The organism is Paraburkholderia sp. BR10936, assembly GCF_040965735.1.
GTDB lineage: Bacteria > Pseudomonadota > Gammaproteobacteria > Burkholderiales > Burkholderiaceae > Paraburkholderia > Paraburkholderia nodosa_A.
The window spans coordinates 194,604-207,124 of the sequence record NZ_JBFRCM010000017.1; the positions used below are offsets into that span (position 1 = coordinate 194,604).

Sequence of the window (12,521 nt, forward strand, 5' to 3'; positions counted from 1 at the left end):
CGCCGGCCGGTCAGAATGGCGGGTGACACTCGAAGGTCAACTCCGTTCCTTGTTGTTCCAGTTCGCGCCCGCTGCGTATGAAATCCAACCGGGTGCCGACCTGCATGCCGCGTTTGGTGCAGTAGTCACTGGCGCTGCTGACGGCCTTTCGATATGCGCTGACCCACGACAGTCGAGCGCCCCGCGTACTGGCGGTGACGGTAAACACATTCGGCTTGTCGGTAGCGGCGACATCCGAAGTGCTGGTGCAGGCCGCCAGTGATAGGACACAGGCGGCGAGCGACGAGCAGATGAGCGGATTTTGCAATCCGCTCAGGGCGATACCCAATAGCGCGAGGCTGCTCACAGCGACTGCCCGGATGCGACGGTCGCAGACGGTGCCTCGGCAATGGCCGCTGCGCGCTGCGCGAGAATCTTGACAATAAAGTCCCAGGCCATCAACAGGGCACCCATGGCGAACACGATGTCACCCGGCATGCGCATCCACTGCCAGAAGGTGGTGGTGCTGTAGAACTCGAGGCTTCGCGCATACGCATAGCCGTGCGTGTAAACCGCCAGCAGTTGCGGCCAGCCAACCGGGTAGAAGTTCATCGCGATCCACATTACGAGGCCGCCGTTGTAGAGCCAGAATGCCCATACGCCGCAGCGGTCGCTCCACGCGCGATGGCCGTTCAAATAGCGCAGGACCATGTAGATCAGACCAATGGCGAGCAACCCGAACGCGCCGAACATCGACGTATGCGCGTGGTTCAGCGTGAGGAAGGTGCCATGCTCGTAATAGTTGACCAGCGGCGCATTGAGCGTGCCGCCGCCGAACACCCCGGCGCCCACGAAGTTCCAGAATGCAGAGCCGAGAATGTAGAGATAGGCAAGTCGATACGGGAAATCCTTTTCGTGCTGGATGTGACGCTGCTGCTCGATGGCTTCCAGCACCAGCAGGAACAGCGGCAAGACCTCGAGGAACGAGAACATGCTGCCGAAACTCACCCAGAGGCTCGGTTCGCCTGCCCAGTACATATGATGGCCAGTGCCGAGCACCCCGCCGACCATAATGAGGATCCATTCGAACAGCACTGCGCGCTCAACCATCTGCCGCGACACCAGTTCCAGCGCCATGAGGAAGTAGCCGGTCACCGCTGCTGCGAACAACTCGAAGGCAAGCTCGACCCAGAGGTGCACGACCCACCAGCGCCAGAAATCGGTGATCGAGAACGACGGGTTGGGCGAGCCGAACGGAATCATGCCGAATACATAGAGCACCGTGACGCTCAGCGTGGCGGCCCAGAGAAGATGCTCGATGCGGAACAGGCCGTAGAGCGTTCCGCCGCTTTGCCTGAACAGCGCTTTGAGGGTGGGCCAGAATGCACGCAGCAAAACCAGACACCAGACGGCGAGGCCAACAAAGAAGAGGACCTGCCAGAAGCGGCCCAACTCGAGATACGACAGTCCCTGGTTACCGAACCAGAACCAGTGTGCGCGGATGATGCCCATCACACCGAGGTAGTCGCCGATCAGCGCCCCCGCCACGATGACCACCAGTACCCAGAAGATGAGGTTCACCATCGCACGCTGCCCGGCAGGTTCACGCTTGCCGATCAGAGGCGCGAGGAAGAGTCCTCCAGCGATCCAGCTCACGCCGATCCACACGATCGGCGCCTGCAGGTGGACGCTGCGCAGGGCGGCAAACGGCAGCCATTTGTCCACTTCGATGCCGTAAAAGCTGGTGCGATCGGTGTAGTAGTGCGCCATGATCGAACCCGCGAGAATCTGCACCAGCAGGACAGCGGCCACCACCAAAAAATACTTCCAGAGCGCACGCTGACTGGGCGTGGGTTCCTTGAAGTCTCGCAGCACCGGTTCGAAAGTTTCATTCGCGGCCTTGGGCTCGATCCAGAGGCGAAAGATCATCAGGATCGCGCCAATCGCGAAAAATATCATCGTGAACGAAATCCACGTCCACTGGAACGTGGCAGCAGTGGGGGAGTTGCCGACCAGCGGCTCGGGCGGCCAGTTGACTGTCCACGAATAGTCCTTGCCGGGGCGGCGGGCGACGGTCGTGAGCGACGAATACAGGATGAAGCTCGCGGTTTGCATTGCTGAGGACGCGTCGAGCGAACGTGCCCCCGTATACCCTTGCGCAAGGTTGTCGCTGAGCAGCGCTGTGCTGATGCGTGGCCGCAACGTCTGAATCGCCTGAGCCACGCTGTCCGGAAGCACAACCTGCTGCTGACTCAGATCGATGCCCTGAAGTTGTGCCTGCATGGTACGCGTGACGCTTGCCTGCTGATCGGCCGTCGCGGCGTCAAACGACTTGCCGTAGCGAGATAGCGCCAGATTGTTGCGCACCTCCTTCGCCAGCTCGACGAGGTACTTGGCGGTGAAATCCTCGCCAAAGTAGGACCCCATGCCATAAAGGCTGCCGAAATCCATCAGATCCGCTTGCTGAAATCCCGACTTGCCCGCGACGATGTCGGCGTAGCTCATCACCGGTGCGCGGTTGGGCGCGACCATCTGCTGTGGCAGTGGCGCTGCCTGCTGATAGGTGGCGCGCGTTGCCAGGATCATTCCCACCCAGCAGAGCGCGGTGACCACGATGAAAACCCAGATCAGGACCCGGCTCGTGCGATCTTGCGGACAACGATTGCCCGCGGTGAGCGGCGGCTTTGCATTCATGGTTCCATTCCTTCGCGAAATGCCCGTGCACAGTCTTCGGCGATCAAATACTCGTTTGCGATTCCGAGTATCAGTCCTTTGCGGCTGCCAAGTGGCGGATTGGATAGATCTGGAGTGTGATCGGTTTCAATTTCAACAAGTGATAAGGAGTCCAAATGCGGGTGATAGCAATTGACCTCCGGCGCCACGAGAGCCGTGCAGCACCCGGAGCGGATATCATCATGTCGCAATTGCGAAAACAAGAAAATCGTACCAACGGCTCGCGTAGCCCCCCAGAAGGGTAGTGGGATCATACATGTGTATGTTGGGAGTCGTTCCGGGTTAAAAAAACGCGTTGCACGTTTCAGCCCGGTTGCGCCGGTGCGATCCGGATGGCTATGAATTCATTGCGGGGGACTTGTCATTGCGTGGCGGCGCGCCATGCCGAGCCACCACGATTCACTCAGCGTTGGCGCTTGCTTCAATCACGGGCAATCGACATTGAAACGTTCCACCGTGCCCGGCGTTGTTGAATGCCAATTTGGTTCCGCAATGTGCATCGATGATCGAACGGCACATCGCGAGACCTATCCCCTTGCCACCGCGTGTCGTCGTGAAAAAAGCGTCGAACAACCGATAGGCATGCTCCGGCGCGATTCCGATGCCGGTATCGCGCACGCTGACGGTCGAACTGACCGTCGCCGCGATCATCGACAACTGGGTCTCTGGCAGGGGGCGAGACGGCCATACCAGACGCAGTCTCTCGATGAAGCGCAAGCCGCGGTAGGCGCATCGCCGTGCCGGACCGCCTGTCTGCGGGAGGCTCACGCCACCTGCAAATCACTCGAGTTGTAGAGAACCAGTTGAACGTTCTTGCTGGATTCAGCAAAACTGCCTTTCAGATGTTCAACCCACGTTCTCACCTTTGCGTCGAGAAACATCTTCGACGCAAAGAGTGCGTAGATGCCAACGTGTTCAAACTGGCAGGCAGGCAGTATGTGCACGAGGCGTCCATCGCGGAACGCATCAACGGCTGCATGCAGCGGCAGTAAGCCCACTCCCATCCCAAGTTCGAGGGCATTGGCAAGCGAAGATTGTGAACTGATGCACAGCCCGGGTTGAACGGAAACCGTTTCGCAGCCGTTTGCCCCTTGCGACGTCAATTCGACGTTGTCCGACCAGGAGGGGGCGAGACAAACGAGACTATGGTTCGAAAGGTCAGCGAGCCTGTTGATCATCGGATGCACGTCGAGATAGTTTGGAGACGCGCACATCACGCTGTAGGAGCTGCCAAGACGCGTACCGATAAGCGAAGAGTCGCGCAGCACCTCGGTCGCCACGACGGCCATGTCGAATTCACCGGCGAGAAGGTTGACCGGAGAGTCCGATAGCGTCAGCCCAACCTGCACGGACGGATGCCGCTCCCGATAGGATCTCACTGCGGGAACCAAATAGTGTTGCGCAAGCGATTGGGAGGCGTGAACCCTAAGGCAGCCTGTGGGACTGATGTGAATCGATTTGGCTTCAGCTTCTGCCTCGTCCAGGGCTTCGAGAATCGAGTGGCAACGCGCCAGATAGCGCTTGCCCGCGGGCGTCAAGGCAATCCGCCGCGTCGTGCGATGCAGGAGTCGCGTGGCAAGATGCTGCTCGAGGTCGAAAATGAGCCGCGAGACTGAACCCGTACTCATGTTCAGCTCCCGAGCCGCCAACGTATAGCTTGCGCCGTCGGCCACACGCTCAAAAATCCGCATGCTCTTCAACAAATCCATAATCGTCTCTCCGCTCCGGAGTTCAGTCCGAACCTCGATGAAAACCCTTTCGAAGGTTCGAGCCATGCATGTCGATTCGTACTGGATAAAAGGTAACGTAGAGGCGTTCTGGTTACAAATGTGGGATCGGTTGTGGAGATCACGTGATAGGCCAAGAGAATCATACGTTCGTATAACCGTGCGGAATGAAGCTTCGCTGCTATGCAGCGATTTCCCGCCAAGCGAAACGAGACACCTTGCTATGGCGCGTGCAGACCGGATTTCCGACCATGAATGGCATGCTCAGACCATCCAGACCGTGCGGGCAGGGATATTCTCACGATACGGGACCGTTGTATTCACCAATACGGGGCGCGGCTGCGCCGGTAACGTGGAATCGGTTTGCCTGTGAGTGGAGGTGCAGAGCGTAGCGGTTCGCAAGTCAGGTGCGGGAGAACGAGATGCGTGCTGAGCCGGTTTCGGCCGTTACGAACATGAACCCTGCCGACGGTCTGGTCTCGATGGTATACGTGATCGACGACGACGAGGCGATGCGCATTGCGCTCGTTGACCTGTTGCATTCAATCGGGCTACGCGCCCAGGCGTTCCCGTCCTGCCGCGAATTTTCGGCATTCCATAAGGAGCACGTACCGAGTTGCCTGATTCTGGACGTCAGGTTGCACGGCGAGACTGGGCTCGCATTCCAGGATGAACTCGTGAAGAGCGGTATTCGGATGCCAATCATCTTCATGACCGGGTATGGCGACGTCGCCATGTCGGTGAAGGCGATGAAAGCCGGTGCAGTAGACTTTCTCCCTAAGCCTTTCCGCGACCAGGACATGCTGGATGCGGTCACCGATGCGTTGACATGCGATAGCGAGCGGCTCGCGGCCCACCGGGCGCTCGCCGCGCTACGCACTTGCTACGATTCCTTGAAGCCTCGGGAGCAGCAGGTGATGCTGTTCGTCGTGGACGGCTTGATGAACAAGGAAATCGCCAACGAGCTGAAGCTCAGCGAAATCACCGTCAAGATCTATCGCGCTCAGGTTATGAGAAAAATGGCCGCGCGCTCGGTGGCGGATCTCGTCAGAATGACTGCAGCGCTCGGGATAGAGACGCCAAAAGGCAAGCCTGCATGGGTTGCTTGGGACGCGCAGGATAACTATTGATCTCCATCGCTTTCAGCGGGATGTCGGGCGGCTGTGTCGCTCGAAACGGTGCCGCTGCGCATACGCAATTGCTGCGGTGTAACCCCCATCCTTCTGCGCACCACGCGGGTAAAGTGCGACGCATCCGCAAAGCCAGCGCGACGCCCTATTTCACCCACCGTTATCCGCGCGAATATCTTCGATTCGAGCATCCGCAGCGCGCAATTCATCCTCGCATCGAGCAGTTGATCGGCGAAGGTCTGCTGGCATCCCGTTAGCGCTCGATGTAGTGTGCGCACCGAGATGCCGAGCGAGTCGGCGACAGCTTCGGCGGTCAGGCCATGCTCGTGGCAGCGCTGGGCGAGGCAGTCGCTCACGCGATCCCGCAACGATCGCTCGGCAGGCTTGCTGTGCGGCTCCTGGCCGCTCATCTCATGGGCGATGAGCGCCAGCAGGGCGCCCACCTGGTCGGCGAGCACGCTGCGCGGGATGGGCGCGTTCGCAACCGCCTCAGGCAACAGTTGGACCAGGTAGGCGGCAAGGGCGGCACCCCAGTTGGAATTGCCCGGAATGCGCCTTCCGACAAGAAAACCAACGTCGGGAACCCAGCGCCTGAGCCACTCGACGGGAATGCCGATATTAAGAAATTCGTACCGGCGCATCAGATCAATGCCGCAAATGAGGTCCGAATCGACGAGTACGAGGTCACCGGGCGCGAGGCGCAGATCATTGCGATGCGAGACGTGATAGGTGTGGTTGAGGCTCATCATCAGGTGATACTGGCGCTGGCCGCTGCGCGCCAGTTCGCTGCGCCCCCGTCCGCAGGTGTGCGGGGTGCCCGACTGCAGCACTACTGTCAGCGGCCCGCAGGCCGCCACAGTCATGTTCGCTTCGAACTCGCGTGGATTGCTGGCCCGGACATACACGGGAATCATGGCCGAAGTCAGCACATCCGCCCAGACATCGAGACGGTGCGGGGCAGGCAGGTCGCGGGTCGACCGCCGCGCGACCTCTGCAATTCCAATGCCACTCATGAGCGAACCCCCGGGTTGGGTGGGAATGGGAAAAGGGCTGCCACGCCGCTGCAAGAAGTATAGGTGCTCGCCCAGACGAGGTTGTGCACAAGGCGGCGCGCCGTTGTAGCGAAATCCTTAATGAAGACTCGCAACGACAGACTAAGGCTGGCGTAAAGCATGATTCAACCACCGCTCCAGTTCGTCGGGATCCATTGGCTTTTCGAGCAAGGCAAACGCTCCCGTTGCCAGAACTTCGGCACGCAGAGAGGCAGTTGCAGCCGCGGTAACGAAAACGGCAGGAGGCGCGAGTCCCAGCTCCAGGAGGCGGCTGTACATTGCCAGCCCGGACATGCCCGGCATTTTGATATCCGAAATGAGGAATGCCGTGTTGTGAACGTCCTCTGAGTCCAGGAATCGCTCCGCGGAATCGAATGCCCGCACGATCCACCCGTATGCTTGCACGAGGCGCGCAGTCGCCGAGCGGAAAGGCTCGTTGTCATCGACGATGGAAACGACCTGGGGCGCACGCATGCAGCGATCCCTCGATTAGCTTTGCTCAGTGAACGCTACGCCATCGTGCATCGGTACCAGGCTGCGAGCCAAGCGATGAAGATTGTTCGTTGGTGTAATCGGCTTACACCAAAGTATGACTTGCCTGGCACTCGTATGGACATCGCTGGTACATACCATCGCGACTTCGCCCGCTGAATTGCAGTCCGTTCGATTTTCCCACCGTCGAGTTGATCACGGTACGGGAAAATCGGGCGGATTAGTGCGTAGATAGTGCGTGACCGGCAATCCCGGTGGTGGTGAAATCGTCCGTGAGTTGAACAGTTCGTGTGGAATCCACAGACTCATGGAACAGACACTTGCACATCAATCGTTCGAAACGATTGTCTATGAACAGCGGAACGCATCCGCGCTCATCATGCTGAATCGCCCAGAGGTCCTCAATGCGTTGAACCAGAAGGCCATCCGAGAATTGAAAGCGGCATTCGAATACGCGCGGGACGATGCGCGCATTGGCGGGGTCATCGTGACCGGCGCAGGCGATCATGCATTCATTGCGGGAGCGGACATCGGCGAACTGGCCGCCGCAACGGCTGTCGAGGCAGTGCATGCAGCACGCGCCGGACAGGCTTTGCTCGATCTCGTCGAAAACCTGGGCAAGCCCGTCATCGCGGCAGTCAATGGTCTCGCGCTCGGCGGCGGATGTGAAACGGCGTTGGCGTGCACGATCCGCCTGGCAACCCCTAACGCGAGATTCGGGCAGCCCGAGATCAAGCTCGGTCTCATTCCCGGCTTCGGCGGAACGCAGCGCCTTCCTCGCGTGGTTGGCAAGAGCGTTGCCCTGCAACTCATCCTCACGGGCGAAATGATTCCAGCGGAAGACGCACTGCGCATTGGGCTCGTGAGCGAAATTGTCGAGCCATCGAAATTGATCGACCGCGCGCAGGAAATGCTCGCGAAGATCAACGCCAATGCGCCGCTTTCGGTGCGCCATGCGATTGCGGCGGTCAATCGCGGTCTCGATGGCTCACTCTCCGAGGGGCTTGCGCTCGAAGCGGCCTTGTTTGGGGTATGTGCCTCCACCGATGACAAGACGGAAGGCACGAAAGCCTTCCTGGAAAAGCGGCCTCCGAAGTTCACAGGTCGATAAATCGCGGCTCTCGCCACTCCCTTCACGACCGTTTGCGCCGGGCGCGCAAGCGATCGGAAGCGGGCAGAACAAAATTATGGAGGTGACTCGATGAACGTCGGCAATCACATCTTCTCCGGGTTGAAGGTGCTCGACCTTGCGAGCTATATTGCGGGCCCTGCCGCGACGACGATCCTTGCGGACTTCGGCGCCGACGTGATCAAGGTCGAGCCGCCGGGCACCGGAGATGTCTACCGCTACTTTTCGGCGATGCCGCCAAACCCGACGAGTGACGTCAACTATGCGTGGCAACTGACGAACCGCAACAAGCGCGGCATCGCGATCGATCTGAAGAAGCCCGACGCCAAAGAAGTGCTGCATCGCCTCGTGCGCTGGGCCGACGTGGTCGTCGTGAACTTTCCTCCGCGTGTCAAGGCATCGCTCGGCTGCACCTACGAAGACTTCGTGCCGCTCAACGACAAGCTCATCTACGCCGACGTCACGGGATATGGCTCCGAAGGCCCGGAGGCCGACACGCCGGGATTCGATGTCACCGCATACTGGGCGCGCTCCGGCCTGATGGAAGTGACGCATGACGCCGGCAGTCCGCCGACGCTACCGATCCCGGGAATTGGCGACCATGCGACGGCCACGACGCTCTATGCAGCGATCGTGACCGCACTCTACGTGCGTGCTACGACCGGCAAGGGCAGCCATGTCTCGACCTCGCTGATCGCCAACGGTATCTGGGCCGCGGGCGCGTGGGTCGAGGGCGGCCTGAACGGCGGCCACTTCTTCGCTCAGCACGACCGCAAGTCGCCGCCCAATGCGCTGCTCAATCCTTACCAGACCGCCGACAAGCGCTGGATTCTGCTCGTTGCGGCGCAGCGCAAGGACTGGCCGGGCTTCTGCAAGGCGATCGGCAAGCCCGACCTGCTGGAGGACCCGCGCTTCGTCGACGAAAACCGCATCGCCAACTCCGCACAACTGGTCGAGATTCTCGACCCGATGTTCGCGAGCCGGCCGCTCGCGTACTGGAAGCAGGTGCTCGATGCCGGCCGCGTGATCTTCGGTGTCGTTCAGGTCGCGCGAGAAATCATCGACGACCCCCAATTGCCGGCCAACGGGATCGTCGTACCGCTCGCGCAGCCCGGCGGGAAAGTAGCCCGCACCGTCAGCAGCCCGTTTCAGGTGTTCGGCTCGCCGAAAGTGAAGCCCACGGCGGCCCCGCAACTCGGCGAACACGGTGCGCAAATCCTGCAGGAACTGGGGTTCGACGACGCCGAGGTCGCACGCCTGAACGATGCGGGTGCCGTCGCACGATTCAAGCGCGCGTCGTGAGCGAGGCCGTCGCGCCTTTCACCCCGCACGGCAACTATGGAGCATTCCATGACTGAAGACGAAGTGCGCGCATCGGCCTACGCGATGCCCTTGACGAGCCCCGCCTATCCCAAAGTGCCGTACCGGTTCGTCGATCGCGAGTTCGTGATCATCACCTATCGCACCGATCCAGAGGCGCTTGCGCGAGTGGTCCCGGCTCCGCTCATGCCTGGCGAGCCGATCGTCAAGTACGAGTTCATCAACATGCCCGATTCGAGCGGGCTGGGCTCGTACACCGAATCCGGCCAGGTGATTCCCGTTACGCTCAACGGCGTGGCCGGCGGCTTCACGCATGCGATGTATCTCGACAGCGAGGCGGGCATCGCCTCCGGCCGCGAACTGCTGGGTTTTCCCAAGGTGCTCGCGCAACCGAAGCTGGAGGTGCGCAACGACGCGCTCGTTGGCACGCTCGACTATAACGGCGTGCGCGTTGCCACGGCCACGATGGCCTACAAGTACAAGGCGCTCGATCTCGCCTCGGTCAGGAAGACTCTCGAGGCGCCAGGCTATCTGCTTAAGATCCTGCCGCACGTGGACTGCACGGCCCGGGTGTGCGAGATCGTCAGGTATTACATCGAGGATCTGACTGTAAAGGGCGCGTGGACAGGCCCTGCCTCACTGGAACTGCATCCGCACTGCTTCGCGCCCGTCGCCAAGCTGCCGGTGCTCGAGGTTCTGTCGGCCGTGCATCTGCTGACCGACCTGTCACTCGGCAACGCCGAAGTGGTCTACGACTATCTGTCCCATACGCAGTCCTGATCATCACCAACGAGACACGCCATGCCAGAAACAAAGCTTCCTCACGCGCTGCCAGCGCCCGATAGCGACTTCTACATGATCCACCAGGTCTTGAGCGACGATGAGCAGGCGCTCCTCAAGAAGGTGCGGAGCTTCATGGAAGGGACCGTGGCGCCCGTCATCAACCAGTACTGGGCCGACGACAAGTTCCCGTTCGAGCTGATCCCCGGCATTCAGGATCTGAATATCGTCGGCATTGGTTTCGAGGGCTATGGCTGCCCCGGCGGCAGCGTTCTGCTCGACGGCTTCATGGCCATGGAAATTGCGCGTGTCGACGCCTCGATCGCCACGTTCTACGGTGTGCACAGCGGCCTCGCCATGGGTTCCATTTACCTCGGCGGGTCGGAAGAGCAGAAGCAGAAGTGGCTGCCGCCCATGGCCCGTCTCGAGAAGGTGGGCTGCTTTGGCCTGACCGAGCCGCTGGTCGGCTCGGGCGCCGGCGGCGGCCTTCTCACGACCGCGAAGCGCGAAGGCGATACCTGGGTGCTCAACGGCCAGAAGCGCTGGATCGGCAATTCGCCATGGTGCGATCTTTCCATCATCTGGGCACGTGACGTCGACGACAACCAGGTGAAAGGATTCATCGTGGAAAACAAGACGACGCCGGGGTTCTCGGTTTCGAAGATCGAGCGCAAGGTCGCGCTGCGGGTTGTGCAAAACGGCGTCATCACGCTCGATAACTGCCGCGTGCCGGAAGAGAACCGCCTGCAGGGCGACTCGACCTTCCGCGACACGGCACGCGTGCTGCGCCTGACCCGCCAGTATGTGGCGTGGGAGTCGGTGGGATGCAGCATGGGCGCATATGAACACGCGCTGAAGTATGCTCAGACGCGCGAACAGTTCGGCAAGCCGATCGCATCGTTTCAGATGGTCCAGGACCTGCTCGCGAAGATGCTCGGCAATATCACGGCCTCGCAGTGCATGGTCGTGCGTCTCGCGCAGCTGCAGGACCAGGGCAAGCTAAAGGACGAGCATGCCTCGCTCGCCAAGGCATTCTGCACGGTACGCATGCGCGAGACGGTCGGCTGGGCCCGCGAAGTTCTGGGCGGCAATGGCATCGTGCTCGACTACAACGTCGCGCGCTTCATGGCCGACTCGGAAGCCCTCTATTCCTATGAAGGCACGCGCGAGATGAATTCGCTGATCGTCGGCAAGGCGGTTAGCGGGTTCAGTGCGTTCGTTTAACGCCACGGAGTGCTTACCATGAGCAAGACAATCGAGCGCGTGACGATCATCGGGACCGGGGTCATCGGAGCGAGCTGGGCGGCGCTGTTTCTCGCCAAAGGTCTGGATGTGGTCGCGACCGACATCGCCCCCGATGCAAAGCAGAAACTCGACGAATTCATCGCAGCCGCGTGGCCCGCGCTGGAGGAACTGGGGCTCACGCCCGGCGCGTCGCCTTCGAAGCTTCAATTCACGGCGAACTTCGAGGAAGCCATAGCCGGGAGCGATCTGGTTCAGGAGAACGGTCCGGAGCGCATCGACTTCAAGAAGGACCTCTACCGGCGGCTCGATGAAGCGTTGGCGCCGGAGGCGATCATCGCTTCGAGTTCGTCGGGCCTGACGATGAGCGAGATTCAATCCGCCTGCCCGAACCATCCCGAACGCTGCGTAATCGGTCATCCATTCAACCCGCCGCATCTGATACCGCTGGTCGAGATCGTGGGTGGCGCGAAGACCTCCGAAGAGACCATTGATCGCGTCAGCGCATTCTATCGCGGCCTCGGAAAGCGGACCATCCGCTTGCACAAGGAGGTTCCGGGCCACGTCGCCAATCGCCTGCAGGCGGCCCTCTTTCGCGAAGTGGTGTATCTGATTGCGGAGGGTGTCGTGAGCGTCGGCGATGCCGACGTGGCCGTTTCGTGGGGCCCGGGCCTGCGGTGGGGGATCATGGGGCCGAGTCTTCTCTACCATCTCGGCGGCGGGCAGGGCGGTATCGAACACTTCTTCGAGCAGTTCACCGGCCCGTTGACAGCCTGGTGGCACGTGCTCGGAACACCGGAACTCACGGCGGACGTGCGGGAGACCATCATCAAGGGCGTGCACGAAGAAGTCCAGTCGCGCTCGTTGCACGAGCTTGCAACGTATCGCGATGAGGTTCTGATGGGATTGCTTCGGTTGCGCAACAAGGAGTGACGCC

General features: G+C 60.7%; 12 protein-coding genes. 6 read left to right on the forward strand and 6 right to left on the reverse strand.

Annotated elements, in window-relative coordinates; genetic code table 11:
• Positions 1-10: 10 nt before the first annotated feature.
• The 4 genes from AB4Y36_RS30600 to AB4Y36_RS30615 all read right to left on the reverse strand — a co-directional run bounded on the left by AB4Y36_RS30600 (position 11) and on the right by AB4Y36_RS30615 (position 4,421).
• On the reverse strand, positions 11-346 hold the full coding sequence (locus tag AB4Y36_RS30600) for a hypothetical protein (protein WP_368684962.1): 336 nt from the start codon (positions 344-346) through the stop codon (positions 11-13).
• Complete coding sequence (locus tag AB4Y36_RS30605; RefSeq protein WP_368684963.1) at positions 343-2,673, reverse strand: nitric-oxide reductase large subunit; 2,331 nt, start codon at positions 2,671-2,673, stop codon at positions 343-345. The genes AB4Y36_RS30600 and AB4Y36_RS30605 overlap by 4 nt, the downstream gene beginning before the upstream one ends.
• 438 nt (positions 2,674-3,111) lie before the next feature.
• Complete coding sequence (locus AB4Y36_RS30610) at positions 3,112-3,363, reverse strand: ATP-binding protein (protein WP_368684981.1); 252 nt, start codon at positions 3,361-3,363, stop codon at positions 3,112-3,114.
• Positions 3,364-3,476: 113 nt separating this feature from the next.
• Entirely contained in the window at positions 3,477-4,421 is a 945-nt protein-coding gene (locus tag AB4Y36_RS30615; protein ID WP_368603439.1) for a LysR family transcriptional regulator, read from the reverse strand.
• Positions 4,422-4,861: 440 nt separating this feature from the next.
• Between AB4Y36_RS30615 and AB4Y36_RS30620 the strand changes: the two genes are divergently transcribed.
• Positions 4,862-5,569, forward strand: coding sequence for a response regulator transcription factor (locus tag AB4Y36_RS30620; protein WP_368684964.1), 708 nt, complete (start codon positions 4,862-4,864; stop codon positions 5,567-5,569).
• On the opposite strand, the gene AB4Y36_RS30625 is transcribed toward AB4Y36_RS30620, so the two are convergent.
• Both AB4Y36_RS30625 and AB4Y36_RS30630 read right to left on the reverse strand, forming a co-directional pair.
• Entirely contained in the window at positions 5,563-6,582 is a 1,020-nt protein-coding gene (locus tag AB4Y36_RS30625; RefSeq protein ID WP_368684965.1) for an AraC family transcriptional regulator, read from the reverse strand. The genes AB4Y36_RS30620 and AB4Y36_RS30625 overlap by 7 nt on opposite strands.
• A 141-nt stretch (positions 6,583-6,723) precedes the next feature.
• The gene (locus tag AB4Y36_RS30630) at positions 6,724-7,095 is read right to left on the reverse strand and encodes a response regulator (RefSeq protein ID WP_368616310.1); all 372 of its coding nucleotides are present in this window, start codon (positions 7,093-7,095) and stop codon (positions 6,724-6,726) included.
• A gap of 256 nt (positions 7,096-7,351) precedes the next feature.
• Here AB4Y36_RS30630 and AB4Y36_RS30635 point away from each other — a divergent pair, with 256 nt between their 5' ends.
• The 5 genes from AB4Y36_RS30635 (at position 7,352) to AB4Y36_RS30655 (ending at position 12,517) form a co-directional block, all read left to right on the forward strand.
• A complete protein-coding gene (locus AB4Y36_RS30635; RefSeq protein WP_368684966.1) occupies positions 7,352-8,224 on the forward strand; it encodes an enoyl-CoA hydratase-related protein in 873 nt (290 codons plus the stop codon).
• Positions 8,225-8,314: 90 nt separating this feature from the next.
• Positions 8,315-9,544, forward strand: coding sequence for a CaiB/BaiF CoA transferase family protein (locus AB4Y36_RS30640; RefSeq protein WP_368684967.1), 1,230 nt, complete (start codon positions 8,315-8,317; stop codon positions 9,542-9,544).
• 48 nt (positions 9,545-9,592) lie between these two features.
• Entirely contained in the window at positions 9,593-10,342 is a 750-nt protein-coding gene (locus AB4Y36_RS30645; protein WP_368603445.1) for an acetoacetate decarboxylase, read from the forward strand.
• A 21-nt stretch (positions 10,343-10,363) separates the two neighbouring features.
• Positions 10,364-11,566: an acyl-CoA dehydrogenase family protein gene (locus AB4Y36_RS30650; protein WP_368684968.1), complete on the forward strand. Its 1,203-nt coding sequence runs from the start codon at positions 10,364-10,366 to the stop codon at positions 11,564-11,566.
• 18 nt (positions 11,567-11,584) lie between these two features.
• Positions 11,585-12,517 (forward strand): 3-hydroxyacyl-CoA dehydrogenase NAD-binding domain-containing protein, encoded by a 933-nt coding sequence (locus AB4Y36_RS30655; protein WP_368684969.1) that lies wholly within the window; start codon positions 11,585-11,587, stop codon positions 12,515-12,517.
• Positions 12,518-12,521: the final 4 nt, after the last annotated feature.

Coding starts and splice junctions, on each gene's coding strand:
- AB4Y36_RS30605 (WP_368684963.1), bottom strand. CDS start 2,673: ATGAATGCAAAGCCGCCGCTCACCGCGGGCAATCGTTGTCCGCAAGAT.
- AB4Y36_RS30610 (WP_368684981.1), bottom strand. CDS start 3,363: ATGATCGCGGCGACGGTCAGTTCGACCGTCAGCGTGCGCGATACCGGC.
- AB4Y36_RS30615 (WP_368603439.1), bottom strand. CDS start 4,421: ATGGATTTGTTGAAGAGCATGCGGATTTTTGAGCGTGTGGCCGACGGC.
- AB4Y36_RS30620 (WP_368684964.1), top strand. CDS start 4,862: ATGCGTGCTGAGCCGGTTTCGGCCGTTACGAACATGAACCCTGCCGAC.
- AB4Y36_RS30625 (WP_368684965.1), bottom strand. CDS start 6,582: ATGAGTGGCATTGGAATTGCAGAGGTCGCGCGGCGGTCGACCCGCGAC.
- AB4Y36_RS30630 (WP_368616310.1), bottom strand. CDS start 7,095: ATGCGTGCGCCCCAGGTCGTTTCCATCGTCGATGACAACGAGCCTTTC.
- AB4Y36_RS30640 (WP_368684967.1), top strand. CDS start 8,315: ATGAACGTCGGCAATCACATCTTCTCCGGGTTGAAGGTGCTCGACCTT.
- AB4Y36_RS30645 (WP_368603445.1), top strand. CDS start 9,593: ATGACTGAAGACGAAGTGCGCGCATCGGCCTACGCGATGCCCTTGACG.
- AB4Y36_RS30650 (WP_368684968.1), top strand. CDS start 10,364: ATGCCAGAAACAAAGCTTCCTCACGCGCTGCCAGCGCCCGATAGCGAC.
- AB4Y36_RS30655 (WP_368684969.1), top strand. CDS start 11,585: ATGAGCAAGACAATCGAGCGCGTGACGATCATCGGGACCGGGGTCATC.